The organism is Zavarzinella formosa DSM 19928, from assembly GCF_000255705.1.
In the GTDB taxonomy this organism is placed as follows: domain Bacteria; phylum Planctomycetota; class Planctomycetia; order Gemmatales; family Gemmataceae; genus Zavarzinella; species Zavarzinella formosa.
Genome location: NZ_JH636441.1, coordinates 324830 through 349676, shown reverse-complemented (window position 1 = coordinate 349676; position 24847 = coordinate 324830). Strand labels below are relative to the sequence as shown.

General features: G+C 59.2%; 21 protein-coding genes. 15 read left to right on the top strand and 6 right to left on the bottom strand.

Annotation, left to right across the window (positions count from 1 at the left end; all coding sequences use genetic code 11):
* Positions 1-43: 43 nt before the first annotated feature.
* The gene (locus BGIM_RS0117870; protein WP_020471108.1) at positions 44-751 is read left to right on the top strand and encodes a hypothetical protein; all 708 of its coding nucleotides are present in this window, start codon (positions 44-46) and stop codon (positions 749-751) included.
* Positions 752-803: 52 nt separating this feature from the next.
* A complete protein-coding gene (locus BGIM_RS0117865) occupies positions 804-2984 on the top strand; it encodes a hypothetical protein (protein WP_020471107.1) in 2181 nt (726 codons plus the stop codon).
* Between the two features lie 313 nt (positions 2985-3297).
* On the opposite strand, the gene BGIM_RS0117860 is transcribed toward BGIM_RS0117865, so the two are convergent.
* Positions 3298-4134: an alpha/beta hydrolase family protein gene (locus BGIM_RS0117860; protein ID WP_020471106.1), complete on the bottom strand. Its 837-nt coding sequence runs from the start codon at positions 4132-4134 to the stop codon at positions 3298-3300.
* A 165-nt stretch (positions 4135-4299) separates the two neighbouring features.
* Here BGIM_RS0117860 and BGIM_RS0117855 point away from each other — a divergent pair, with 165 nt between their 5' ends.
* The 9 genes from BGIM_RS0117855 to BGIM_RS0117815 all read left to right on the top strand — a co-directional run bounded on the left by BGIM_RS0117855 (position 4300) and on the right by BGIM_RS0117815 (position 12557).
* Positions 4300-4653: a YegP family protein gene (locus tag BGIM_RS0117855; RefSeq protein WP_020471105.1), complete on the top strand. Its 354-nt coding sequence runs from the start codon at positions 4300-4302 to the stop codon at positions 4651-4653.
* A 195-nt stretch (positions 4654-4848) separates the two neighbouring features.
* Positions 4849-5421: an ECF-type sigma factor gene (locus BGIM_RS0117845; RefSeq protein ID WP_020471103.1), complete on the top strand. Its 573-nt coding sequence runs from the start codon at positions 4849-4851 to the stop codon at positions 5419-5421.
* Between the two features lie 104 nt (positions 5422-5525).
* Positions 5526-7619, top strand: coding sequence for a serine/threonine-protein kinase (locus tag BGIM_RS57755; protein WP_020471102.1), 2094 nt, complete (start codon positions 5526-5528; stop codon positions 7617-7619).
* A 307-nt stretch (positions 7620-7926) separates the two neighbouring features.
* A complete protein-coding gene (locus BGIM_RS0117835; RefSeq protein ID WP_020471101.1) occupies positions 7927-8808 on the top strand; it encodes a WD40 repeat domain-containing protein in 882 nt (293 codons plus the stop codon).
* A gap of 1 nt (position 8809) precedes the next feature.
* Positions 8810-9958, top strand: coding sequence for a glycosyltransferase family 4 protein (locus tag BGIM_RS57750; RefSeq protein ID WP_020471100.1), 1149 nt, complete (start codon positions 8810-8812; stop codon positions 9956-9958).
* The gene (locus BGIM_RS0117825; protein ID WP_020471099.1) at positions 9955-10857 is read left to right on the top strand and encodes a WD40 repeat domain-containing protein; all 903 of its coding nucleotides are present in this window, start codon (positions 9955-9957) and stop codon (positions 10855-10857) included. The genes BGIM_RS57750 and BGIM_RS0117825 overlap by 4 nt, the downstream gene beginning before the upstream one ends.
* A 39-nt stretch (positions 10858-10896) precedes the next feature.
* A complete protein-coding gene (locus BGIM_RS0117820) occupies positions 10897-11127 on the top strand; it encodes an addiction module protein (protein ID WP_020471098.1) in 231 nt (76 codons plus the stop codon).
* Positions 11124-11432 carry a type II toxin-antitoxin system RelE/ParE family toxin gene (locus BGIM_RS68315; RefSeq protein ID WP_072022269.1) on the top strand — a complete coding sequence of 103 codons (309 nt, stop codon included), beginning with the start codon at positions 11124-11126 and terminating at the stop codon, positions 11430-11432. The genes BGIM_RS0117820 and BGIM_RS68315 overlap by 4 nt, the downstream gene beginning before the upstream one ends.
* Before the next feature lie 3 nt (positions 11433-11435).
* Positions 11436-12557 (top strand): TIGR02996 domain-containing protein, encoded by a 1122-nt coding sequence (locus tag BGIM_RS0117815; RefSeq protein WP_020471097.1) that lies wholly within the window; start codon positions 11436-11438, stop codon positions 12555-12557.
* A gap of 7 nt (positions 12558-12564) precedes the next feature.
* Here BGIM_RS0117815 and BGIM_RS0117810 read toward each other — a convergent pair whose 3' ends face one another.
* From BGIM_RS0117810 to BGIM_RS57745, 3 genes are read right to left on the bottom strand one after another with little or no spacing between them, the layout of a single operon-like run.
* A complete protein-coding gene (locus BGIM_RS0117810) occupies positions 12565-12960 on the bottom strand; it encodes a cytidine deaminase (RefSeq protein ID WP_020471096.1) in 396 nt (131 codons plus the stop codon).
* A gap of 10 nt (positions 12961-12970) precedes the next feature.
* Positions 12971-13894 carry a sulfurtransferase TusA family protein gene (locus tag BGIM_RS0117805; RefSeq protein WP_020471095.1) on the bottom strand — a complete coding sequence of 308 codons (924 nt, stop codon included), beginning with the start codon at positions 13892-13894 and terminating at the stop codon, positions 12971-12973.
* Positions 13895-13911: 17 nt separating this feature from the next.
* Positions 13912-15378, bottom strand: a complete 1467-nt coding sequence (locus BGIM_RS57745) for a serine/threonine-protein kinase (protein ID WP_020471094.1) — start codon at positions 15376-15378, stop codon at positions 13912-13914.
* 144 nt (positions 15379-15522) lie between these two features.
* Between BGIM_RS57745 and BGIM_RS0117795 the strand changes: the two genes are divergently transcribed.
* The 3 genes from BGIM_RS0117795 to BGIM_RS51040 are packed head-to-tail and all read left to right on the top strand — an operon-like array spanning position 15523 to position 19078.
* Complete coding sequence (locus BGIM_RS0117795; RefSeq protein ID WP_020471093.1) at positions 15523-17640, top strand: ABC transporter permease; 2118 nt, start codon at positions 15523-15525, stop codon at positions 17638-17640.
* A 59-nt stretch (positions 17641-17699) separates the two neighbouring features.
* Positions 17700-18533 (top strand): thymidylate synthase, encoded by an 834-nt coding sequence (locus BGIM_RS0117790; protein WP_020471092.1) that lies wholly within the window; start codon positions 17700-17702, stop codon positions 18531-18533.
* On the top strand, positions 18533-19078 hold the full coding sequence (locus BGIM_RS51040; protein ID WP_020471091.1) for a dihydrofolate reductase: 546 nt from the start codon (positions 18533-18535) through the stop codon (positions 19076-19078). The genes BGIM_RS0117790 and BGIM_RS51040 overlap by 1 nt, the downstream gene beginning before the upstream one ends.
* 2 nt (positions 19079-19080) lie before the next feature.
* Here the strand turns inward: BGIM_RS51040 and BGIM_RS0117780 are convergent, their stop codons facing one another.
* A complete protein-coding gene (locus BGIM_RS0117780; RefSeq protein WP_020471090.1) occupies positions 19081-19485 on the bottom strand; it encodes a hypothetical protein in 405 nt (134 codons plus the stop codon).
* A 124-nt stretch (positions 19486-19609) separates the two neighbouring features.
* Positions 19610-20656: a DUF1559 domain-containing protein gene (locus BGIM_RS0117775; RefSeq protein ID WP_020471089.1), complete on the bottom strand. Its 1047-nt coding sequence runs from the start codon at positions 20654-20656 to the stop codon at positions 19610-19612.
* A gap of 249 nt (positions 20657-20905) precedes the next feature.
* Here BGIM_RS0117775 and BGIM_RS0117765 point away from each other — a divergent pair, with 249 nt between their 5' ends.
* Positions 20906-24814 carry an amidohydrolase family protein gene (locus BGIM_RS0117765; protein ID WP_020471087.1) on the top strand — a complete coding sequence of 1303 codons (3909 nt, stop codon included), beginning with the start codon at positions 20906-20908 and terminating at the stop codon, positions 24812-24814.
* Positions 24815-24847 lie beyond the last annotated feature (33 nt).

Here is a 24847-nt window from a genome sequence, read left to right as displayed (position 1 = left end):
CCGCGCTCGATTTCCATGACCGGCAAACCCAGGGAGGGGTGCGTTGGCCGATCAGTCGCACCAATTATTGTTGGACGCCCTCACACGGGCCGCCGCCGAACCGGGCGGGTTGAGCCTGTACGCCCAAAAAGGGGAATCCGGGCTGTTCCCCGCCACCACCAAGGCCAAACCATTGGCCGAGCGTGCGAAAACGGAAGGTTTGCTGCGCGTCGTGGAGTTTGACAACAAAGGCCGGGGCGGCCGTGAAGTTTGTGTGTTGACGGAGAAGGGCATGCAGTTTCTCTTGCGACAGGCGAATCCCCGGCAGATCGTGGAAGATTTCGTCCGCGTGCTGGAAGACCGGCAAACCGAGGTGGAACAACTCGGCGACTCGGTCTCGCGCATGGCCGACGGCCTGCAATCCATCCGCGAGGCCCTGAAACAGGTGCTTCCCCGGTTGACCGAGGGGAACGCGGAAAAACCGCTGCCGCCGGAGACGAACGACAACCTGATCGCGGACATCAAGTGTCGGCTGGCCGAGTGGCACGCCAGCGCCGAGGTGTCCCAAGATTGTCCGTTGCCCGTTTTGTTCGCCCGGTTGGAATCGGGCGGCCGCGTGAGCATCGGCCGGTTCCACGACGCCCTTCGGCAATTGCACGACGACCATCAGATTTATTTGCACCCGTGGACGGGGGCGTTGTACGCGATGCCGGAACCGGCTTATGCGCTGCTGGCGGGCCATGAGATCGCGTACTACGCCAGCGTGCGGTGAGATTTCGCAAGACGGATTTTCAGGACATTCGACGTTGAACAGGGAGGTTCCGATGACGACCGTAACAATGACCGAATCTCGCGGCGAGCGGGCGGTGGAGACGCTCCGGCGGTCGGGCAATCCGTTCCGCAATTACTTCGCCCGCAATCCGGATGATGACGTGTGCGCCCGCTATCACGTCCCGGAACTTTATGCCTCGGAACGCGACCTGCTTCTGAACATCATCGACCTCTACCGCTACGACCCGACGACCCACTCCGAAGTCGTCCCGGTGCTGGGGAACAAGGGGGCGGGCAAGACCCACTTGCTGCACTCCATCAAGCACGGCGGCGAGGGCGCGTGGCAACTGCTCGTCACCCCCGGCGTGTATCAGAAGGATGCGGACTTCCTCGAATATCTGCTGTTCCAGATCATCGACACCCTGCTCGGCGGCGGCAAGCAACGCGGCATCCGGCCGTTGGATTACGTCGGCGAACACGTCGTCCGCCGGTTGCTCGGCAACGCCCTGCACGGGTTGACCAACGACCAGAAGGCCGACTTGTTCCCGGCTCCCGGCTTGGGCCGCTGGACCCGCAAGCTTGGCCTCGGGATGAACCAGGCGATCGAGCGCTGCCAATGGCTCGTCGATCACATCGGTGGCCACGGCCAGCTTGGCCGCGGGCCGATGCCGGTGATGCAAGCCCTCACTGAAGCGGGGGTTCCCGTTGCCAAGGCCCTCGAACTCATTGACGGCTACGTGGAAAAGACGGAGCCGCACAACGCCGCCGGATTGATGCGCCGGGAGATGTACAAGGGTTTCACGCGGGCCTTCCTGCAAAAAGACGAAGCTTCGCTGGCTGACTTCCTCACGCATGAATTCGTGGAGATGCCGTTCCAAGTGCGCCCCTCGCGGCAAGACTTGGTGTTGTCTCTCTTCAAAGTGCTGATGGAAGTGTTCCGCGCGTTGAAGACGCCGGTGGTGGTGGCTTTCGACCAGTTGGAAGACTTGCTGCTCGCCCGCCGAAGCGACGACGCCCACAAGGTGGCCGAATCGTTCTTCGCCGGAATCGTGCAGATGATGCACCAGATCGACGGCCTCTGCTTCCTGATCTTTGCCGAACGGGGATTGTGGAACCGCTTTGTTCCGTCGCTCGATGGCTACATCCAAGACCGGCTCAACAACCCGGTGCATGTGCCGAAACACGGAACCATCAAGGCCATCCGTCTGGAAGCCCCCGCCCCGGAACTGGTGCGGAAGGTCGTGGAATCCCGGCTTGGCGGCTCCCTCTCCGAATTGCGGGAAGCCGAGAGTTACGATTCGCTCTACCCGTTTACCGATGAACAGGTCCGACGGATCGCCCTCACGGAACCGACGTTGCGGGACATGCTCCAACAGTGCCGGCACTTGTTCGATCACTTGGTCTACGGCAATGAACAACCGGCGGTCGCCTCCGCGCCGATCACGCTGCCCGCCCAACTGACGCAGCAGGCTCCGGCCGAAGAGACCGTCGAAGTTCAAGTGGTCAATCGTCTGCCGGTGGAAACCCCGCGCCCGACGGTCGATCAAGTGATCGTGAAGAGCGTGGAAATCATCCATGCGGAACCGACGCCCGCCAGTGCCAGTGTGCTGACGCCGATGAGCGTCGCCGAACTCTGGAGCCAGGAACTCCGGGCCGCCATGCGAAAGCTGACGCCCGAAGGATCGATCACCGGGGCCACCCGTGAAATCCAAGCCGGTCTCGGCTCCTTCCTGCAAACCTGCCACGAACACGGCGTGAAAGTCGGCCCGTGGCGGCTTCAGCATGTCGTGCCGGAATATGCGTTCGGCGAACACCCGACCTACGGCGTCATGAGCATCGCCCATTGGGCCTGCAAAGACAGCCAGCCGTGGAAAGTGGGCGTCGGCCTGTTCCTCGCCAAGTCTGCCGGGAAGCCGAAGGATTTGGAAATCAAACTGTCATCGATGAATGTCGAGCCGCCGGTGATCGATCACCTGATCCTGATGCGGACGGAAGACGACCTCACGCTGACAGGCAAGAGCAAGACCGTCTGGGCCGACGCGGAGAAGAAAGGCAAGCACGCCCGCCTCGAACCAGCCTCGGCCGAATCGCTGGCGATGCTCTATTGCTTCCCCCGCTGGATCGCGGCCATGAAGGAATCACTCCCCGAGGGGCAGCCGCTGCCGAACCTCGCGGATCTGATTCAGGAACACTGTGAAAAACTGCTGGAACAGGTTTGTATGCCGGTGCAGTAAGTGAAAGCGGATTTCAAATTGGCATGAGGTCGAAACAGATGGTTTTGTCGGTCCAACGGACCGATTAACATAGCCCAGCCCGAAAGGGCTGGGTCAATCTCCCGCCAACGACCTCGGTCTGAAGGACCGATTATCTTTGGGCTTCGGCCTTCGCGGCCCTGACGGACCTTGAACGAATAATCGGTCCTTCAGACCGGGGTATCTCGATGTGTTTACCCAGCCCTGACGGGCTAGGCTATGTTAATCGGTCCGTTGGACCGAAATCACAAAACACTTTGGTCACTACAGCAGTTTGAGCCTCGCACTAAAATCATCATTTCTTCGCTTCCAACGCCGCCGTAAAGAACTTCAACACCGGGGCGTTGTCCTTCAATCCATGCGGATGATGGTCAAACCCCGGCTTCACGATTCGTTCCACCGGGGCGTTGAGGGCCTTGTAGCGGTCGTAGACCTTTTCCGAATTCTCGGGGTGCGGGACAACCTGATCTTTGTCCCCGTAGACCAGCAACAGCGGAATCCCGGCTTTGGCCAGCGGGGCCAGATTGTCCACCGGGTTCAACTTGTAAGCGATGGCGGCGGCATCATCCGCGAAGTCATACGCCTTCAACATTTTGGCCCATTCTCCCGCCGAGCCGGGGCTGGCGCCGAGCATCTTCGATTTACCACCGGGCCAGCTTTTGAAATCGCACACGGCGTTGTCCAGATAGACGGCCAGCGTCTTGTCCGGATGAGTGGCGGCCCAGTTCATGGCGTACAACCCGCCCCGGCTCAGGCCGATGAGGCCGGGCTTGGGGTGCATGCCGTATTCATCCACCATCAAGGCGTGAAACTTCTCCCACTTGGCGATGGCCTTCGGCGAACCAAACAAGTCCGATGTTTGCAGGTAAGCCAGATGCCAGCCGTTTTCGACCAGCAACTTGTCCGCATCCGCGAAGGCGCCGAAGAATTCCGCCCGCCACACCCACGGACGGCCGGGCAATGCCTTCTTGGGGACAACCACCGTGGCGGTTGTTCCGGCCGCCGGAAAATCATACTTGGGAAAGCCGTTCCACTCCGACGCCTTGCCGGGGAACGCCTTCGGTTCGGCGGCGGAGAGGGAAAATGTTCCGATCAGAAAAACGACGCCGAGATGCAAAACACGGCAAACCATGATGGTCCTTCCGGGAGGAGGTTGGGACGCCGGAAATTCTATCTGAAACCGTTAAAACTCATCTGAAATTCTCTTGTCTCCCGATCCGGGCATGGCCATACTTCGGTGGTGATGACCGTTCGTCATCAAAACTTGAAATGTCTTTATTTTCGGGAGTATTTAAACATGCGAAAGATGATCGCGTTGATCGCCCTGACCGTCGGAATGGGTTCGCTGGCGATGTCCGATGTGCCGTTCGCGGGCGCCCAAGACAAGAAGGATGCGAAGAAGGCCGACACGAAGAAGGTTGACACGAAGAAAGAAGAGACGAAGAAGGACGCTCCCAAGAAGGATGATGCCGTCGGCACCATTGAAATCTACAAGGCGAAGGATGGCTTCCGCTTCCGCATCAAGGACGAAAACGGCAAAGTCGCCGCCATGCCGGTCAAGGGCGTCGAAACCCAAGAAGAAGCCCTGAAAGATCTTGAGTTCATTAAGGCCACGCTGAACAAGGTCAAGCCGACGACGGTCAAAGAGTAAGAGCCAAAAGGCTGGCGCCGGAATCACGCTGATCGTGCGAAATCACATCAAGGCTTCATGAAATGTTGCTTTGATGTGATTTCGTGCGGCCAGCGTGATTTCGTTGGAAAACATGTCGTTCTGTGTGAGTTGAGATGATCCGCACATCATTCTCGTCTGGCCGGGAATGGTGGTGATTTTCGTATCTTGAGCGATATGAGCGACGTCACTCAAATCCTGACGGCGATTAGTGGCGGAGACCGCCAAGCCACGGCCGATTTGTTCCCGCTTGTGTACGACGAACTGCGCCGACTGGCCGCTCATCATCTGGCCGTTGAGTCCGCCGGGCAGACACTTCAACCCACCGCCCTCGTCCATGAGGCTTACGTGCGTCTGGTCGGGACCGGCCATGATGAAAAATGGGATGGCCGGGTACACTTCTTCGCGGCCGCCGCGATGGCGATGCGCCACATCCTGATCGATTCCGCCCGCAAGAAGAAGCGGAAAAAGCATGGCGGCGGCCTCAAACGAGAAGCCTTCGACTTGGATAAAATTGCCGAGCCGCAAATCGCCGACGACCTGTTGGCGCTCGACGAAGCGCTGACGGTGCTGGCGAAAATCGAACCGCAAATCGCCGAATTGGTCAACCTTCGCTACTTTGGCGGCCTGACCATCAAAGAGGCGGCGGCGGCGTTGAAGATCGGCTCCCGAACGGCCGACAGCTATTGGGCTTACGCCCGAGCCTGGCTGCTGGCCAGAATCAGGAGTCAAGACAACACTTCGACGTAAAATGAATTTGTGAATTTCTGAAAGATTTTCGGCGCGATTCGGATGTGAAAATCGCATCTCTCTCATGGTTGCTCCGTATTCGCGAGGACTGGCGGAGGACTCCCTTGAACGAGAGAGACATTTTCTGGGAAGCATTGAACAAGACGAACAAGGCCGAGAGAGCCGCCTATTTGGGCGAAGCTTGCGGCCCAGACAACACATTGCGCCAACGAATCGAACAATTGCTGACGATGCACGAGAGCGCCGATTCGCTGCTGAATCGTCGGCCGGCGGAAATGCTTGCGGAACTCAACGACCGGACAAGGCCGGTTGAGGAAGACACGGAGACTTTTTCAGCCAGGACCGGCGAAGCCCAATTGGCCGCTTTTCTCGCACCGGCGACCCGGCCGGACGCTATCGGGCGGCTCGGCCACTACGAAGTGTTGCGCGTGCTTGGCCAGGGTGGATTCGGGATCGTGGTCAAGGCTTTTGACGAGACGTTGCATCGGATGGTGGCGATCAAGGTGCTGGCGCCGCATTTGTCGGTCACGTCGCCGCCGAGGAAACGCTTTCTTCGGGAAGCCCGCGTGGCGGCCCGAGTCCGGCACGAAAATGTGGTGCAAATTTATGCTGTCGAGGAACAGCCGTTGCCGTATCTGGTGATGGAGTTCGTCGAAGGACAAACGCTGCAACAATATCTGGACGCCAACGGTCCAATCCCGGCGGAAGACGTGATTCGCCTCGGGCAACAGATCGCGTTGGGGCTGGCGGCCGCCCACGAACAAGGATTGATTCACCGTGATGTCAAACCGGCTAATATTTTGCTCAAAACCGGCGTCGATGTTCATGTCAAACTGACCGATTTTGGCCTTGCCCGCGCCAGCGACGACGCCAACATGACACAGAGCGGAGTGGTCGCCGGCACGCCCATGTACATGGCTCCCGAGCAGGCGCTTGGCGAGCGGTTGGACCAGCGGGCCGACCTGTTCAGTTTCGGCAGCGTGCTGTACGCCATGACCAGCGGGCGCCCGCCATTTCGGGCGCCAAGCGCTCTCGCCATCCTCAAGCGAGTCGCCGACGACACGCCACGGCCCGTGCGCGAGATCATCGCCGATGTGCCGGAGGGGTTGAGCGGAGTCATCGCGAAACTTCACGAGAAAAACCCCGATCATCGCTTCTCTTCGGCAATCGAAACGGCCGAGGCATTGTCCCGCTGTTTGACCGATCCTCTTCCCGCAAAGCCCGCGTCAAAAAGCCGGTGGAAGAAAGCGGCCGTCGTTGCGGCCGGATTGTTTCTGTTGGTCGCGGCCGGCTGGCTCGCGTTCCCGCCCGCCAAGCCGGTCAATGGCCGCGATGGTGTGAGGCAAATCGCTGAAACGCCGCCAAATTATCCACCGTCGGTTTCCAAGGAAATCGAAACGCCAAAGCCCGCCCCGGTGGTCTCGAAGGAGGATGCTTGGAAAGCGACGGTGGCTCTCTTGCCGGCGAAAGAGCAATTTGAGGCCGTGGTCGCCAAACTCAAAGAACTTAACCCGGACTGGAACGACAAAAGCGCCTGGCACCGGATCGATGACAACATCGTGGCTCTGTTAGGCATTAACGAGGCCAAGAATCTGAATAACCTCAGTCCGCTTCACGGATTCACGGCATTGAAGGAACTTCGGCTGTATGGAGACGAGACGGGCGTGACCGACCTGAGTTCTCTCCGGGGATTAAAACTTGTCTCTATTGAATCCCATAACAATGCGTTCAAAGATGTGTCGCCGTTGGCGGACATGCCACTCTGGCATCTGTCGATCTGGTCGTCCGCATGCAAAGACTTGTCGCCACTGCGGGGGATGAAAATCACCCATTTAAACTGCGGCGGCAACGAAGTTCTCAAAGACCTGTCGCCGTTGAAAGGGATGCCGCTGAAATTTCTTTGCCTGAATCTGTCGGAGATTGAAGACCTGTCACCGTTGGAGGGGATGCCGTTGAAGGAACTGATGTGCCGGAACACCAAGGTGACCAATCTGGCTCCGTTGGCGAAGTCACCCATCGAAAAGCTGCTGATTGACGGCTCGCCAATTGCCGACTATTCCCCGCTCAAGTCACTCCCCCTCAAACACATCAATCTGACATACATGCCGGAGACGCATGCGGCGTTGTTGCGATCAATTCCCACGCTTGAAACGATCAACGACAAGCCCGCCGCCGAGTTTTTGGGCGTCCCCCCATGAAATCCTGGCAGTCTCCCGGAAATCTTCTCCGCCAAGCAAATCACATGACCACGTCCCGGTCCGAATAACCTTTGGATCGAGCGCAAAAGAATGAACGGTCGGCGATTAGTGTACTCCGCACGCTCCGCGTGCGGATGGGACTTGCCCGGCGGCCAGAGGATGAAGCGGGTCAAAGTCCCGCCCGCACGCGGAGCGTGCGGAGTACTCTAATCGCCGACCGCTTCATTCTTTCCGCTCGCTCTTGATAATCCGGATTCCACCCGGACGGCCTCCCCGTAAAATAGACCATCTCAAGGAGGGAGCCGAAATGCTGATCCGAGAAACCGCCGGGAGCGCCATCCAATCGATGGTGTTTTCCCCGGACGGTGAAACGCTTGTCACCGCCGCCAGCACGGAGAATCGCATCCAATTGTGGCGGGGGCCGTTTTTGGATCAATCCACCCAATTGCTCGGGGGATCGTCCGTCGTCTTTTCCCCCTCCGGCCGCTATCTTCTGACCGGCTCCATTTTTGGCCATCTGGGCATCCACGACATGGGAGACCCGCTTTCCAAAGAGCGGTTGATCGTGTTTCCCGGTCCCATCAGCGGCATCGCGTTTGTCGGCCGGGAACAAATGGTCGTCGCGCTGGGACAGGCGGGGGTGGCCGGGCACTACCCCACCTCTCTTTGGCTGTTGAAAATTCAATCGGACACCCCGCAACGCCTCCCCGTGGACTGCCGCAGCGGCGTGCGGGCCATTGTCGGTTATCCGGATCGTCGGCTGGTCGTCTGGGTGACGGACAACAAATGGCTGTATGTGCAAGACATCACTCGCGCCCCCGCCAAGCCTCATGCGTTGAAGAAAGATTGCCGGGCCATCGCCCTGTCTCCGGATGGCAAGTTCCTCGCGGTCACCGCTGATTGGGATGTGCTGTTGTTCGATGTGGAAAAATGGCCGTCCGTCCCCCGGATCATCGGCCGGCACACCGGCATGGTGACCTGTCTCGCCTTCACGCCGGACGGCCGGACCCTGCTCAGCGGCGGGTGGGATGAGACCGTGCGAACATGGGATGTGCGCGAGACACGCCCGCCGACGGCCTTCGCCTGGCCGGTCGGCCGGGTGACCAGTCTGGCGGTTGCCCCGGACGGCCTCCGGGCGGTTGTGGGCGGGGAAACCGGAACTCTTTCCGTCTGGGATTTGGACGACTGATATGCCGCGAGAACTTAACCGTTGTTCGATTCATCACCTGTTGGACACCGGCGAACTTGGCGGCGGCAACCTCGTCGCGCTGGCCACCGCCCGGTTGATGAAGCCGCTTTTGGCCGAAACCCATCTCTGGCTCGATCACGGCCCGGCCGAGGCGGTCGGGCGCGCGGACGGTCTGACCCTGCATCATCTCGGGCAAGCCAAATTGCGATCAGCCGGGCGTTTTACCGGTCGATACTTGGAATGGAAGCTCGGCCGGCAATTCCGGAAGTTCGGGCCGGGAATTCTTTATTCATCGTCGGCGTTTCTGCACGGATTGACCGGCCGGGCGGCGAAGGCTTCCGGGCTTCCCCGGCTGGTGCATGTCCAGATTGAGGACACGATTCCCAACTGGAAATGGGCCTTCCGCGAACCGCCGGACGCCATCATTACCTGCGCGAAGTTTCTCGCCGCCGGGGTGCGGGAAGCCCTTCCGGTCGCGGTGCGGGATCAAATACCAATCCACTCCGTCTCTAATGCCGTCGATCTGGATCGATTCTCGCCGGGAGACCGAATCGCGGCCAAACAAAAAGTGAATGCCCCGGCGGACCGGCCGCTCATCTTGATGCTGGCCAACCTCGCTCCGCATAAGGGACAACGAACGGCCATTCAGGCGATGGCCGATTTACGCAATCGGGGCATTTTGGCGGAATGCTGGCTCGCTGGCACGGAGCGTGGCGGCCAAACGGAATTCACCAACGAGTTGACCCGGCAAATCGCCACGCTCGGGTTGGGCGACCGGGTGAAACTGCTCGGCCACCGCACGGATGCCCCGGATTTGTTGCAGGCGGCCGATGTGTTTCTGCTGCCGTCCACCAATGAGGGGCTTCCCCTCTCGATTCTGGAGGCCCAAGCGGTCGGCGTCCCGGTGCTGGCCGCCCCGACGGCGGGGGTGCCGGAAACCATTACGGACGACGTGACCGGCTATCTGATCCCGGCCGATGACGCGAAGGGATACGCCGACAAGATTGCCTTGTTGCTGGAACAACCCGCCGTGCGGCATCGTCTGACGGAAGCCGCGATGAGCCAGATCCGGCGTGAATACACTTGGACGGTGTTTGGCGAACGGCTGCGAACCATTTACGAAGACTTGGCGAAAACGCTTCCCACATGAGGCAAATCGATCTAAACGCGGGCTCCATCACTCATCTGGCTTTCCGGCCGGACGGAAAGACGCTTGGCATTTGCTTCCACGGCGGCTTCGCTCTGCTCACCGTTGTGGAGATGCTGGCGGGTTTGGTGAATCCCCGGTTCACGCCCTCGCGGGACCGCGTCGCCGAGATGGCCTGGCATCCCTCCGGGCGATGTTTCGCCCTCGCCGGGGCCGAAGGAATCGTCCAGATTCACACGGCCGAGGGTTACAAGTCGTGGGAACTGGTCGGCCTCCCCGGCCAGCACGGCCCGATGACGGCCGTTGCCTTTTCGCCCGATGGTTTGCATCTCGCGATGGGAGGCGGTTGGTGGGACGAGCCGGGTCACGCGGTCGTCGTTTCCGATTATTATTGGTATCGGGAAGCCGAACTGACCGGGCACGAAAACCAGATCGGCACGGTGCTGTTCACCGGTCCGAACACCATTGCCACCGGAGCCGCCGACCGCCGGGTGATCTTCCATGACCGGGCCACTTCCAAGCATGTGGCCGACATCCCCGTGAACGCCCACGTCCACGCCCTCGCCGTCACGCCGGACGGCGAACGTCTGGCCGTGGCGATGGGCCGCCGCATTGAAATTTGGCCGCTAACCAAATCCGGCTGGTATGTGGAAGGCCCGCGAATCATCTGCCGGGGCCATCAGCAATCCGTGCGGTCGGTGGCGTTCTCCCCGGACGGCCACACGCTCGTCTCCGTCGGCGAAGATTCCGGCGTCCGTTTCTGGAACGCCTTCACCGGTGCCGAACAACTGTCCTTGGAACCCGGCTGCGGCCCCGGCCGCGCGGTGGCATTCTCCCCGGACGGATTACTGGTCGCCGTCGGCGGCAAAGAGGGGAAGTTGATCTTGCTGGATGCGGAGTGACGATATGATGACGCCAGCGAGATTTACCAAGGAAAAACCATGACATCAGAAGTTGAACGGTTACTCAGAGAAGTGACCGCCCTTGAAAAATCCGATCAATTGCTCTTCCATCGTTTATTGGAAGACACGCTGGCGCTCGGTGACGAAATCGAAGAAGACCCAGAATTGCTAGCTGAGTTGGATCGCCGGGAAGCGGAATTCCTGAACGGAGAATCACCGGCGATTCCCGCTGATGAAGTCTTCGCCAAACTTAGGGCCAAGTTCAAATGAAGCCAGTCGCTTTTCATCGACTGGCCGAGCGAGATGTTGAGAATGCCGCTTTTCACTATGAAACTCTCTCGACTGGGCTTGGTCAAAAATTTACAGAAGTCGCCTTTACATTGGTAAACGACATTGCAAATTCGCCCGGTTTGGGCTCGCCATATGGAAGAAATTTCCGATTCCGGGTGATACGTCGTTTCCCATATGTGATCTTTTATCGAGAATATGATGACCTGATTTGGATCGTCGCCATCGTCCACAATCGGCGGCGACCAAAGACTTGGGCACACCGGGATAGGCTCCGAAACTCGTAAATAATGAACGAAGGCAAAGCCCTTTACCAATCGATCCTTGAAAACCCGGAGGATGACGCGCCCCGGTTGATCTACTCCGACTGGCTCGAAGAACAGGGCGACAGTCAGCGGGCGGCGTTTATCCGAGCGCAATGCGAACTGGCGAGGGCGGAACCTTATAGCCCGTTGTTCCGCAAACTCACGGCCAAATCCCGGCGACTGTTCCAACCGCATTGGCTGCACACGTTGCGCGGCAAAGTGTTGAATGCCGAGATGCGGCGGGGGTTCATCCACAAGATTACCATCTACTCGAAACGATTCGTGTTGGATGGCGGGGAAATCTTCGATATCGAGCCGATCCGCGAGGTGAAGTTCGCCGACTTCTCGGCCGTTCGTGGCAATGTCCCTGTCGCCACGCTGGCGATTTGCCCGCACCTGAAGCGATTGACGGGTTTAACTGTCAATGGCTACACCGTCACGGGGCGCATGTTTGACGAGCTTCTTGACGGGGGAAACCTGCGGGCGTTGAAGAAATTGGCCTTTGATAATACCAGAATCGAGTCCGTAACTTATCCAAAGATATTGAGTAAATCGCGGCTTCCGGTTTTGGAGGAGTTAAGATTCGATCAGATGGTGGCACCGGGCGCTGACTATGATTGGCTTCGAGGGTTGGCGTTGGCCGATATTCTGAGTCAATTACGAACATGTCTGATAAACGCTGATTCTTGTTCTTACCAGTCCTCGAATGAATTTATTCAACTGCCTGCCCTTTCAAAACTCGAACGGTTTGCGCTCGTGCTTCCAAATGCCTATCGCAGACAGAGTTTGCCACTTGAATTATCCTTGCTGTATTCCATGACTCAAACCAGACACTTGGGGAACCTCAAAGATCTTGATCTGGCGATGTCCGAAATCACGGACACAGAACTCCAATCATTTGCGGCCAACACGCAATTCCAAAACCTGCGGCGGCTCAACCTGCCCATGAACCACCTCACGGGCGACGGCGTTCAAGCCATCTTGAACGCCGAACACTTGCGAGGGTTGTATTATCTGAATTTGGATGCCAATCACATCACCGGCAAAAGTAAGTGGAAAGAACAGTTGCGGAAGTGGTGTCCCGAGGCCATTGTGCGGGTGAATTGAACATCGGTCACGTCAGATTCTTTGGCCCGAAGGCTCCGGGCAACAAATCTTTTACCGTCGTTTCGATCACTTCCGGGCCGTCACAGGCGGAGACAACGATGGCTTCCGGGTTGAACTCGTAAAGCACCTGACGGCAGGCCCCGCACGGGGCGGTGGGTTTCTCGGTTGGGGTGTAGACCGCCACGATGTCGAATGCCGTCGCCCCGGCCGCGACCATTTGGCCGATGGCGTTCCGCTCCGCGCAACAAGTCAGCCCGTAAGAGGCGTTTTCCACATTGCAGCCGGCATATGTCTCGCCGCCGGGCGTTTGCACGACGGCCCCCACGTGGAATTTGCTGTAAGGGGCATAGGCCCGGCGGGAGACTTCGCGGGCAGCGGCGATGAGTTTGCCGTGATCGCTCATGGTTCGATCCTCAGTAAATGAACTCCACGACATGACCGCTCACGCCGTATCGTTCCCGGATGATGCCGACGGCTTCCGCAATCGTGTTCAAGTCTTCGCCGTCGGTGGTGTGCGTGCAAACCATCAGCCGGTCGATTCCGAAGAGTTCGATGGCCTTTGTCAACACATCGGTAACGGATTCTGATGGATCAATCCGCAACGCCAGACGTTTTTCAATCGACAAATGCCGGAGTGGCTGCAAGTCGTCCACGGCCGAGGCCGGAGTCGCCACAATCACATTACCCACGGGGATGTCACTTAGAAATCCGACCATCCCATCGTCCGCCGGTTGGGATAGCTCCACCGCCAGACGTTCCGGCGGCAGGCCGTGCAAAAGCATTTGCAACTGATCGGTGATCAGGGCCAAATTCGCCGGATCAGTTCCCAATTCCGGCAGAAGCACCCGAATGAGTTGCACACCCTGAGCCAACAAACTTTCGATTTCCACCCGGACGGCTACGTTCATCGAAACCGTCACGGTGGTTAATTGCTGGAATTCCATGTGCGGCGAATGCGGCACGACATCGGCGGCGGGATGAACCATGCCCAAGCTCAGCAAGGCCAGCGGTGGCAATCGCCGCACCACAAGACGGGCGGGTTCCGCCATCGCGGGAGTCGGCGCCTCGGGCCGGTCGCTCAACCGGCCACGGCAAAGAAGATAACTCCGCGTATCGCCTGTCTTTGTTTGGGAAATCAACTCATGACCCGACTGCAAACACCAGTTCGGCAGATGGCTTTCCGATTGCGAATTTATTGAAATCACTTCCAACAATTGGCCCGGTGTCATGCCGCCCAGTTGGCGAAGAATTAGCATGAGCAGGCCCGTGCCCCAGCCCAAATCGCCACCGTCCAGCGTGGCTTCGGGAAGAAACGGGTGTTGGTTCGACCAATCCATGCGCAATGCGAACCAATTCAGGAATCTTCGCCCGGATGCGAGCGACTGCGAATCATGTAGCGGGCGCCCAAAGCCAGAAGCGTCGCCCCCCAGGCGGCTCCAAACACGCCGGGTCCCCAAGCCGTCTCATTCAACCACGTCATCCCCGGAGAGGCCACCAAAAAGAGCAAACCAATCACATAACACCCGCCCCAGACGCACCCGCCCATCGTGAACCACGCCATCCCGCTGAGCACCATCGCCGGGCCGTAAATTTCGAGGTGGCCGTGCCCCATCGCCTCCATCACCAAGAACATCGCGGCAAACGCAAGCAAATAACCGATCCAAGTGGCCCACAACATCCGCTCCAGGGGATTCGATGGCAGTAATCCGTTGCCGAAGCCATAGCGGCGAAGCCAGAATCCGATCAACACAAACAAGATGATTCGCGGCCCCCAAAAAGCCACGGGTTGGAAAACGCCGGCCATCAACAGAATCGATGTCGCCGTCTGGGCGGCGAAGATGATCGCCCCCAGCCACATGATGCCCGCGCCCCACGGTCGCAGTTTCGCCTCATGCTGGTTGCGATGCAATTCGCGGTGCAACCGCTCGAAAAGGTTGACGCTACGGGCGGTGATCGGCTCGCCGTCGAGATAGCGCTTCAAATCGGCGGCCAGTTCGCTCGCCGACGAGTAACGCTCGGAAGGCCGCTTTTGCAGGCACTTCAACGTGATTTTTTCCAAGTCCTGATCGGCGGCATGATTCAGCAATCGCGGGGGGAGTGGTTCTTGTTCCAGGACCTGCCGAATCGTTTCCAGCGTGGTACCCGCGACAAACGGGGGCCGTCCGGTCAGGCATTCGTACAGAATAGCCCCAAGGGAATAGACATCGGCCGCCGGGCCGACATCCTTGTTCATCCCCTCGGCCTGTTCGGGAGCCATGTAACTTGGCGTACCGAGGATTATCCCCGTTTGCGTGTGGGTGCTGTCCTGATTCGTCTTGGCGATGCCGAAATCGGTCACCTTGGGGGTGCCATCGGAGGACATCAAGACATTCGCGGGTTTCAAATCCCGGTGGATAATGCCCGACTGATGGACAATCTCCATCGCCTCGGCCAGTTCACGGATGAGTTCGGCCGCCTCGCGGTTGCCCATCGGCCGACGGCCGATCTTGCGGCTGAGGTTGCCGTTCGGGCAGTATTCCAAGGTGAAAAATGGCGAACCGTCCACTTCGCCAATTTCAAACACGTGAATAATGTTGGAATGCTGAAGCCGGCCGATAGCCTCGGCCTCGACTCGGAACCGGTCGAGTTCTGTCGCGCCGTGCCGAATGAGCATTTTGAGGGCGACAATGCGGTTCAGGGAAAGTTGTCTGGCCCGGTAGACAACGCCCATGCCCCCCCGGCCGAGTTCCTCCAGAATCTCATAACCGGGAATGCCGTCGATCGTTTCGCGAGGCATCGGGCCGCGTTCAAAGTGTTCATACGGAAGCGTGGTGTCGGACATGTGGTCGCCGAGGTTGTCGGACGCGAAATATGACGGCGGGTCATCCGAACATCATTGTATGAACGCCTCCGAAGCGTTTGCATGACGATGCTTGCCCAAATACACTGATCTCGGCTCCGCGTGTCCCCGATCCCCCAAGTGCCCATGAGCGCTCTTAATCCGGCGGAACCACTTCCCAATAACCGGGCATGGCCGTTTCGTCTGGCCGTCGGGGGCTGGCTGCTGGCAGGCATTTTAGGCGTCTGGCTTCTCCCCGATGTCGGCTTGGCCGGGAATGTGGTCCTCGGCGGTTTGTGGCTGGCCGGGTTGGGGGTGTTGCTTCGGGAATTCATCACGTCCCTGTTTGGCCCGGTGCTGGCTTACGACCTGCTCCGCATGGGCCGTCGCAAACGCACCTTCTGGACCCGCGGCCTGTACGCGGTGGCGATGGCGATCATTTTCACGTGGATGTATGTCCTGTGGTATTACACCGCGACCCGATACGGGCCGCTCGCCCATCCCCGCGAAATGGCCAAACTGGCGGAGACGTTTTTCACCGCTTACATGGTGGTGCAGTTTGTTCTCGTCTGCCTGCTCACACCCGGCGGGGTGGCGAGTTCGATCACGGATGAAAAAGAACGCCGGACCATCGAATTCATGCTCGCCACCGACCTGCGGGACCGGGAAATTCTCTTCGGCAAGTTTGCCTCGCGGGTGGGAAGTCTGTTGCTTTTTCTGATGGCCGGGCTGCCGATCCTCTCGCTGGTGCAATTCTTCGGCGGGATCGACCCGGATCAGGTGATGGCGGGTTTTGCCGCGACGTTTATCACAGTCATCAGCCTCTCCGGCATGGCGATGGCAGCTTCGGTATTGTCCCGGAAATCGCGGGATGCCATCGCCCTGACCTATCTGTTCGCCATCGCGTATTGCTGTTTCTCCGGCGTGGCGATGGGCCTCGGAATGGCGGCCACGCGAGCCGGGGAGATGATCACAATTGGCTCGCGGGTGATCGGCTGGGACGATGTGGCTTACCCCTTTGTCTGTGGGAATCCTTTCTACATGGTTCCCAACTTGTTGAGCCGTCGCGGCGGAACCACGCCTTCCGTGTTGCTAAACGGCACACTGCACTATCTGATTTTTCACATGGTGGTGTTCGCCCTGTTCATGGGTTGGTCCGGATTGCGGCTCCGATCCATTGCCCTGGCCCAGACGTTCGGCGGCGGGCCCAAGAAGCGATCACTCGGCCAACGGCTGACCGGCGGGAAGTCAATATCGATCAAGGCCGCCTCCGCATCAATGCGGCCGGACATGGGCAACTCGCCGATTCTGTGGAAGGAGATCTTCATCGAGTCCGGTTTCAAAATGGGATTGTTTGCCAAAATCATTCTCACGATGCTGGTGCTCGCCTCGTTTGCCCCGGTTCTTGTGATTGCCGTCAGTGTGCTGGTCCTCGATAATTCCTGGCGGTACGGCGGCCCGTGGTGGGGCATCGGACGCTGGAAGGAATTCTCCGAGGCCACGAATGCGTATGTTCGTGTGCTTTCCCCGGTGGTTTCTTCGATGATTTTTCTGGCCATCGCCATTCGCGGGGCCGGAACGATCTTGGGGGAGCGGGACCGTCATTCGCTGGATGTGCTGCTGACCACTCCGCTGCCGACCGGGAAGATTCTCTGGGGCAAATGGTGGGGGTGCCTGCTCGGCATGCGCTGGGCGTGGGCGTGGCTCGGCAGTATTTGGTTGATCGGCTTGGCGACCGGGGGAGTGGCCCCGATCATGCTTCCGGCGTTGGCCATCAGTGCGGCCGTGTATGCCGCCGGGTTTGCCTGGATCGGCATTTTTTGTTCCGTGACGATGAAGAGTGCCCTCCGGGCGACGATGGCGGCGATTGCGATCAGCATGTTCGCGGGAGGGGGCTATTTTCTGGGGTTCTTGTTTTGCTGCATCCTCCCCCTCGAACTAGGCGGTGGCCGGCTGGGGGGTGGGCGGGACATGGATATCATCGTCGATTTTTTCAGCGGGTTCTCCCCGCCGGTGAACATGGCGTGGCTGCCGATTCATGAGTTTGCCGACTGGGAGACGTCCCTGAGCCATCGGGACATCCCTTACGCCCCGTTCTGGATTTTGGGATTACTCGCCTGGGGGGGGCTTGCCGTGGCGATTTCCTCCAGTTCTTTGGCGAGATTCCACAAACTCGCCAACCGGTTGCCGATGACCAATCGTCGGCCGTTGACGGGCTTCCAATCCGATACATCCGGCCAATCCCGACCTCTCGATGATGACTGATTCCCCGGCCACTCCCCTGTCGATTGACAGGGGAGGCAAACCGGGCGACACTGAGAAGAATGAAAGCCTACCTTGACCTGCTGAGGGAAATCCGCACAACGGGCGCTCGAAAAGCTCAGCGGGCCGCCTTGCGATCGGACGGTTCCCGGCCGGACGTGTTGAGCGTCTTCGGCCGGCAAATCCGCTTTGACTTGCTGGAGGGCTTTCCTCTTGTCACCACCAAGCGGATGCCGTGGAACGCCGTCGTTCATGAGTTATTGTGGTTCCTCTCCGGCTCAACCAACGTCCGCTATCTGCAAGAAAACAAGGTGACCATCTGGGACGAATGGGCCGACGAGTCCGGCGATCTCGGGCCAATTTACGGCAAGCACTGGCGCCGCTGGGAAGGCCCGCAGGGAACGGTCGATCAGGTGGCGAATGTCATCGCGGGCATCCGCAAGGTGATCGCCGATCCGCACGCCTCCGAAGCCCGCCGGCTTCTCATCACCGCTTGGAACCCGGCTGACATGCCATCATCCAAAGTCCCGACGGGTTGTCACACGTTGGTTCAATTCAACGTCACCGGCAACCGGCTTTCCTGCCAGCTTTACCAGCGCTCGGCCGACATGTTTCTCGGCGTCCCCTTCAACATCGCCTCTTATGCGTTGTTCACGCACATCATGGCGAAGCACACCGGCCTCGAACCGGGCGACTTTGTCCACACATTCGGCGACGCCCACATTTACGAAAACCATTTCGAGGCCGTGGACGAGCAATTGAAGCGGGAACCGTTCCCGTTGCCAAAGCTCGAAATCATCGGCGATGTGAGCAACATTGACGCCGTGCGGGCCGACCAACTGAAAATCATCGGCTACCAGTGTCATGCCCGGTTGCCGGGGGAAGTGGCCGTCTGATGCCGAAGCGAATCTCCCTGATCGCGGCCGTCGCCAAAAACCTCGTCATCGGGGATGCGACGGGAATCCCGTGGCGGCTCCCGGCCGACTTGAAACGGTTCCGCAAACTGACACTCGACAAGCCAATCGTGATGGGCCGCACGACATTTGAACACATCGGCAAACCCCTTGATCGGCGCCTCAACGTCGTGCTGTCCCGCAACTCAGATTATCACCCGGCCGGGGTGGAAGTGGCGGCCAATATTGAGGAGGCGATTGACAAAGCCGTTGGGGCAACCGAGGTGATGGTCATCGGCGGGGAGCAAGCCTACCGGGCCGCTTTCCCGCGAGCGACGCGAATTTACATGTCATGGGTGATGGGGGAATTTCCGGGAACGGCCCGCTTCCCCGCCATCGCCGACTGGCCCTGTCCACCGGATGAAACATGGGAAGTCACGCACCGGGAGAGCGTTCCCGGCGACGTGAACAACGAATACGACCACCACTTTGTGATTTACGAGCGAACGCCGAAAGAGATGACCGCCGGGCGGCGAACCGCACGCTGAAATCATTTGCTCGTGACTTCAAAATTGAATTGATTGGGGCTTCCGGCAGCCACCTTGGCGGTCAATGTGCTTTCGGTGTTGAAGCGTTTGGGAATCAGGCTCTCCTTGACTTCTCCTCCCATCTGGCCGAACCCCTCGGTCCTGACCTTGTAGGCATTGATCTCGACGCGGCGGTCTCCCGCCTCGACATTCCCCTCAAACTTGCCGTCTTTGACGGGCAGTGAGTTTGTCGCCCCTGTGGCTTGGGTTTTGAAGTAGATCAAGCCGTCAGCCAGCGGTTTGCCGTCGAGGGTCACGGTTCCGCTTACCGGAACGAGTTTGATCTCCGGTTTGCTGTCGCAACCGATCATGGCCGAAAAGAGCAAGGCCAAAATCAAATGGAAACAATTTTGGATTCGATGCCGCATGAATGAACTCCGATGATGATGGGTCATGGAGTGGCGAAAAGGACGTAGACACCGCACTTGTGAAGTGAGTGTCCGTCCTTTTCGCCGCTCAAAGAAATTGGGATGAAACAGTTAAACGCTGAAATTAGAAGTTAGACAAAGCGACCCCGTCATCGCGGGTGGCCAGTTGCGCCAAGATGGACAAGGCGGTCGAGTCTCGCAGGAAGCGAACCGATCCGTCGCCAAGCAGGACATTCACCCCGCCCGTGTGGGTCGAGTTGATCGGGACGTTTGCTCCCACGCAGTTTCCGCTAAGCCCGACGCCGACTCCCGCAATGTCGTTGGTCCACCCGCCGGCCGGGGTGTAGTTGATCTGGTAACGGATCGTGGTCAGGTTTGGCTCGCGGTTGTCGCCGCCGTTGTTGTCAAAATTCGGCGGAATGCCGGGGGACTTCACTCCCAAATACCATCCCCAAATCTGGGAGGCCCGCCATTCTTGCTTCACGCCACTGGTGTCTTTCAGGAAATTGGAGTGTTCGCTGATGACCATCGTGTTGCTCAAGCCGTCCGAGATGGAGGCAAACGTGAGTTGACCATTAGGGATCATCACCCCGCCCCCGCTGATCCGGCCGCCGCACGGCAGATCGTTGTAACGGGTTTCGGTATAGCCGGTGATCGCGCCGGGGACGGCCCCGGAGACGCCAACATAATTCGCCAAAGAAACCCCCGGCTGACTGGGAGCCGGCGTTTTGGTCAGAGGCGACGAGGGGCAGAAGAAAGTCTTGATGACCACCCCGTTGGCCAGCGCATTGTTGGTGGCGTTGAAGGCCCCGGAATTCCCGGTGAACTGCCACTTGCTCGCCATGGCGTTCTGTTCGATATGGGCCAGGATGTACGGCATCCAACTGCTGCCCCAGTTGCCGCTGTTGCCGGCGCCGGTGCCGCCGAAGCCTGCCTGATCGTTGGCTCCTCCGGGGGGAATGGTTCCCACGGTGTCGTGATAACTATGCACGGCCAACCCAAGTTGCTTGAGGTTGTTCGAGCAACTCATGCGATTCGCGGCTTCGCGAATCTTCTGGACGGCGGGCAGCAGAAGCCCGATCAGGATGGCGATGATCGCAATCACCACCAGCAATTCAATCAACGTGAACGCTCTCCGCATCGGGACGGAGAGCTTACCCCGATGGTTCATGACAAACTCCAAAAGGAAAGGAGGAAAATATGTTGAAAATTGAGGGTAGCATATTTGGCGAGTGCAAGCCATCGTGAACTGCCGGAGGGGTTACATTTTCTTTAAGAAGATGGCAGTCTGTTCATCGAGGAATCAATCGAACTGAAATGTCGAATTCGTCAATGATTTGAAAAACCAGATTCCGAAAGCCCTTGGTTCGGAATACACTTCCCTTCACCTCTCGCACCATCATTATTGAGTATCCCCGCGATGCGCAGGCACGTCCTTGGTTTGCTTTTGCTCATGTCATCCGTGGTCGCCGCCCAGGCGCCGAAGGCCCAGCCCCACGCCATCACCGGGGCGAGGGTGATCTTGCCGGGCGACAAAACATTGTCGAAGGCGACGGTCATCCTCCGTGACGGGCTGATCGCCGAGATCGGGCCGGAGGCCAAAATTCCCGGCGACGCCATCGTGATCGATGGCACCGGCCTTACCGTATACCCCGGCCTGATCGACGCCGGGGGAATCCGCGGATACGACGCGATGATGCGGCGCTCCGGCGGCGGCCCCCCCGCTCCGGAGGATCTGGCGAGCGACATTCTCGCGGCCACCAAACCTGACAATCGCCGGGGACTGACGCCGGAATTTGAAGTTCACACGGCCTTGCAATCGGCCGACGATTCTCAAATGCCGTGGCGGCGGCTCGGTTTCACCACCCAACTTGCCATCCCCGAAGGAGGCATCCTCAGCGGGCAAAGCGCCTTGCTGAGCCTCAACGGGCAGGTTCCCCGGCAAAGCGTGTTGAAGCCGGTGGTCGCCTTGCATGTCTCGCTGAAGAACATCCCCGGCGCGGAATACCCGCGGGCCTTGATGGGCGTCGTCGCCCATGCCCGGCAAACCTTCTTGGATTCAGGCTGGCATCTTCGCCGCTTAAAAGCGTTCGAGGCCGGCGGTCGTGTCGGAAGCCGGCCGCCGTTTGACCCGTGTTGGGAATCGCTAGTGCCCGCCTTGGAAGGGAAGATGCCCGTGGTGTTTGAGGCCGACCGGGCCGACGACATTCACCGGACGCTCGACTTTGCCGAGGAATTCAAATTGAAGCCGATCATTTTCGGCGGCCGTGAGGCGTGGAAGGTGAAAGACCGGTTGAAGACGACCGGCGCCCCCGTGATCCTGCGGCTGAACTTCACCGAACCGGGTGAAAAGGAAGGCGATCTTCCGGCCCGCGTGAAGGCCGACAAAGAACACCAGCGCAAAGAGGAAGCGGCTTGTGCCGGTGTCCTTCATCAGCATGGCGTGAAGATTGCCTTCGCCAGCGCCAACATCCCCGGCGACCAGTCGTTCAACAAGTTCCGTGACAATCTTCGCAAGGCCATCAAGGAAGGATTGTCTCCCGCCGCCGCGTTGCAGGCATTGACACAGAACCCGGCCGAAATTCTCGGAGTGGCCTCCCAAATTGGCGGGGTAGTTCCCGGCCGGGCGGCCAACATCGTCGTTTCCGAGGGCGATTTGTTCGATGCCGATTCCAAGGTGCGGTTCGTCTTCGCGGACGGCGTGAAACTTGATTTGGAGATTCCTGTAACACCGAAAAAGGAACCGGCCAAAGAGAAGCCGAAGGAAAAGGAGAAAGAAAAGGAACCCGCCAAGGCGGCTGTCATGGAGGGGGAACGAACGACGGAACTGGAAAGCGACCGCGTGCCGAAGTTTCGCACCAAGGGATCGGTCCTGATCCGCAATACGACAATCCTGACGGCCGCCCGCCCGGCCCGGTTGGAGAAGGCCGACATTCTGATTATCGACGGCAAGATCAAGGCGTTCGGCCCGAGCGATGAAACCCGGCGGTTTGAAGGAGCGGTGCTGGATGCCGAGGGAATGTTCGTGATGCCGGGCATCATCGACACGCACGCCCACTTCGCCATCAGCGGCGGGGTGAATGAATTTTCGCTGTCGGTGGTTCCCGAGGTTCGCGTGCGAGACGTGATCGATTCGGACGACGAGCAAATCTACCGGGCGCTCGCCGGGGGTGTTTCGATGGCCCGGTTGCTGCACGGAAGCGCCAACGTGATCGGCGGGCAGGATGCCGTCATCAAGTTGAAGTATGGGGCCTCTGCGAAAGAATTGTTGCTCGCCGATGCTCCTCGCGGGGTCAAGTTCGCCCTCGGCGAGAACGTCAAGCGGAGCGACGGCCGGTTCCCCAACTCCCGGCCGGGTGTCGAGGCCGTGCTGGTGCGGGCGTTTAGCGAGGCGCAAGCGTATCGCAAGACTTGGGAAGAATACGAGCAATCCAAGGGGAAACTGCCCGAACCCCGGCGTGACCTGCGGCTCGAATCCCTCGTCGATGTGTTGAAGGGTGATCTGCGCGTGCATTGCCATTGCTATCGCAGCGACGAGATTTTGATGCTTCTCCGGGTCGCCGACCGATTCGGCGTGAAGATTCGCTCGCTTCAACACGTTCTCGAAGGCTACAAAGTCGCCCCCGAGATCGCGGCCCACGGAGCGAGCGTCTCCATGTTCGCCGATTGGTGGGCTTACAAGATTGAGGCGTTCGACGCGATTCCCTATGGCCCGTTCTTGATGCACGACGCCGGTGCCACTGTTTGCCTGAAGTCAGACAGCAACGAACTCGTCCGCCATCTCTATCAGGAAAGCGCCAAGCTGGTGAAATACGGCGGCATGACCGAAGAAGAGGCGTTGAAGACCATCGCCCTGAACGCCGCGAAACAACTGGGGCTGGATGGCCGCACCGGGAGCATCGAAATCGGCAAGGACGCGGATCTGGCGATCTTCAACGGCCACCCTCTCAACGGTTTTAGCCGATGTGAAATGACCATGATCGAGGGCGAAGTGTATTTCCAACGGGGAGACAAGTTCGCCCCGTATCGACCGGCTGCCGACAGCCCGACGCCGAGCAACAAGGAAGTCTTGTTCCCCCGGTTCAAATCAGACGGGCCGATTCTGCTGCGAAACGTGACGATTCACAATCCGGGCAAAGCGCCCGTCGTCGCCGATGTGCGGATTCTGAAAGGCCGGATTGTTGATGTCGGCCGGGATTTGGAAACGAAGTCGGACACCGTTTTGAACTCCCGCACCTTGCATGTGTTCCCCGGCATGATCGATGCCGGAACGGTCTTGGGGCTTACGGAAATCGGCCAGTCTCGGGAAACCCATGACTATGCCGACGCCGGGGACTTCCAACCCGACCTGCGGGCGGCGGTGGCCGTCAACCCGGAATCGGAACTCATCCCGGTGACACGGGCCAATGGCGTGCTGACCGTGGTCACCCGGCCAAGCGGCCCGATGATTTCGGGGCAGGCCGCCCTCATCAACTTGAACGGCTGGGTTCCGAAGGACATGGTCGTCGTTGAGCAACTAGCCCTGCATGTGGACTTCCCCGTGGACACCGCCTTCTCCAGCGGCGACCCGACCATGCCGGTGATCGGCCGGGCGGTGGCCAAGAAGCAGCGGGAGGAAAAGATTCGCAAGGTCAAGGAACTGTTCGCGGACGCCAAACGCTATGAGGCTAGCCGCAAAGAGAACCCCAATCTTCCGGTGGTGCCGCGATTGGAGGCGTTGCTGCCGTATGTTCACGGCGAAAAGCCGGTGATCGTGACAGCGTATCGCAAGAACGAGATTCAAGAAGCCCTGAAACTGGCCGATGAACTCAAGTTCAAGATGATTCTCAGCGGGGCGGTGGAGGCATGGAAAGTGACAGACGAGCTGAAGAAGCGGGATATTCCCGTGATTGTTGGCCCGGTGATGACCATGCCGCAGGAACACTTCGATTGTTACGACGCCCCTTTCACTTGCGCCGCGAAACTCCATCAAGCGGGCGTCCGGTTCTGCATCCGCAGCACCGGGGCCAGCAACACGCGAAACCTCCCTTATGAGGCGGCGATGGCCGTTTCCTACGGTCTCCCGGCCGACGAGGCGTTGAAGGCCGTCACGTTGTCACCCGCCCAAATCTTGGGGGTGGCCGACAAACTCGGAAGCATCGAAACCGGCAAGCAAGCCAACTTGGTGATTACGAACGGCGACATTCTCCGACCCTCCACGCAAGTGCTTGGCCTGTTCATCGACGGCAAGCCAGTGGAACCGACCAGCAAGCATACCCGCCTGTTTGAAAAGTACCGCGAGCGGTTGAAGGAATTTAAAGAGGGGAAGACGGGGTTGGGGACGAAGTGAAGAAAGCCGATGGTGTCTGATTCGGAAAAGTGA

What these genes read in the sequence shown, in the direction of transcription:
- BGIM_RS0117865 (WP_020471107.1), top strand. Translation starts at nt 804, where the DNA reads ATGACGACCGTAACAATGACCGAATCTCGCGGCGAGCGGGCGGTGGAG.
- BGIM_RS0117860 (WP_020471106.1), bottom strand. Translation starts at nt 4,134, where the DNA reads ATGGTTTGCCGTGTTTTGCATCTCGGCGTCGTTTTTCTGATCGGAACA.
- BGIM_RS0117855 (WP_020471105.1), top strand. Translation starts at nt 4,300, where the DNA reads ATGCGAAAGATGATCGCGTTGATCGCCCTGACCGTCGGAATGGGTTCG.
- BGIM_RS0117845 (WP_020471103.1), top strand. Translation starts at nt 4,849, where the DNA reads ATGAGCGACGTCACTCAAATCCTGACGGCGATTAGTGGCGGAGACCGC.
- BGIM_RS0117835 (WP_020471101.1), top strand. Translation starts at nt 7,927, where the DNA reads ATGCTGATCCGAGAAACCGCCGGGAGCGCCATCCAATCGATGGTGTTT.
- BGIM_RS57750 (WP_020471100.1), top strand. Translation starts at nt 8,810, where the DNA reads ATGCCGCGAGAACTTAACCGTTGTTCGATTCATCACCTGTTGGACACC.
- BGIM_RS0117825 (WP_020471099.1), top strand. Translation starts at nt 9,955, where the DNA reads ATGAGGCAAATCGATCTAAACGCGGGCTCCATCACTCATCTGGCTTTC.
- BGIM_RS0117820 (WP_020471098.1), top strand. Translation starts at nt 10,897, where the DNA reads ATGACATCAGAAGTTGAACGGTTACTCAGAGAAGTGACCGCCCTTGAA.
- BGIM_RS68315 (WP_072022269.1), top strand. Translation starts at nt 11,124, where the DNA reads ATGAAGCCAGTCGCTTTTCATCGACTGGCCGAGCGAGATGTTGAGAAT.
- BGIM_RS0117815 (WP_020471097.1), top strand. Translation starts at nt 11,436, where the DNA reads ATGAACGAAGGCAAAGCCCTTTACCAATCGATCCTTGAAAACCCGGAG.
- BGIM_RS0117810 (WP_020471096.1), bottom strand. Translation starts at nt 12,960, where the DNA reads ATGAGCGATCACGGCAAACTCATCGCCGCTGCCCGCGAAGTCTCCCGC.
- BGIM_RS0117805 (WP_020471095.1), bottom strand. Translation starts at nt 13,894, where the DNA reads ATGGATTGGTCGAACCAACACCCGTTTCTTCCCGAAGCCACGCTGGAC.
- BGIM_RS57745 (WP_020471094.1), bottom strand. Translation starts at nt 15,378, where the DNA reads ATGTCCGACACCACGCTTCCGTATGAACACTTTGAACGCGGCCCGATG.
- BGIM_RS0117795 (WP_020471093.1), top strand. Translation starts at nt 15,523, where the DNA reads ATGAGCGCTCTTAATCCGGCGGAACCACTTCCCAATAACCGGGCATGG.
- BGIM_RS0117790 (WP_020471092.1), top strand. Translation starts at nt 17,700, where the DNA reads ATGAAAGCCTACCTTGACCTGCTGAGGGAAATCCGCACAACGGGCGCT.
- BGIM_RS51040 (WP_020471091.1), top strand. Translation starts at nt 18,533, where the DNA reads ATGCCGAAGCGAATCTCCCTGATCGCGGCCGTCGCCAAAAACCTCGTC.
- BGIM_RS0117780 (WP_020471090.1), bottom strand. Translation starts at nt 19,485, where the DNA reads ATGCGGCATCGAATCCAAAATTGTTTCCATTTGATTTTGGCCTTGCTC.
- BGIM_RS0117775 (WP_020471089.1), bottom strand. Translation starts at nt 20,656, where the DNA reads ATGAACCATCGGGGTAAGCTCTCCGTCCCGATGCGGAGAGCGTTCACG.
- BGIM_RS0117765 (WP_020471087.1), top strand. Translation starts at nt 20,906, where the DNA reads ATGCGCAGGCACGTCCTTGGTTTGCTTTTGCTCATGTCATCCGTGGTC.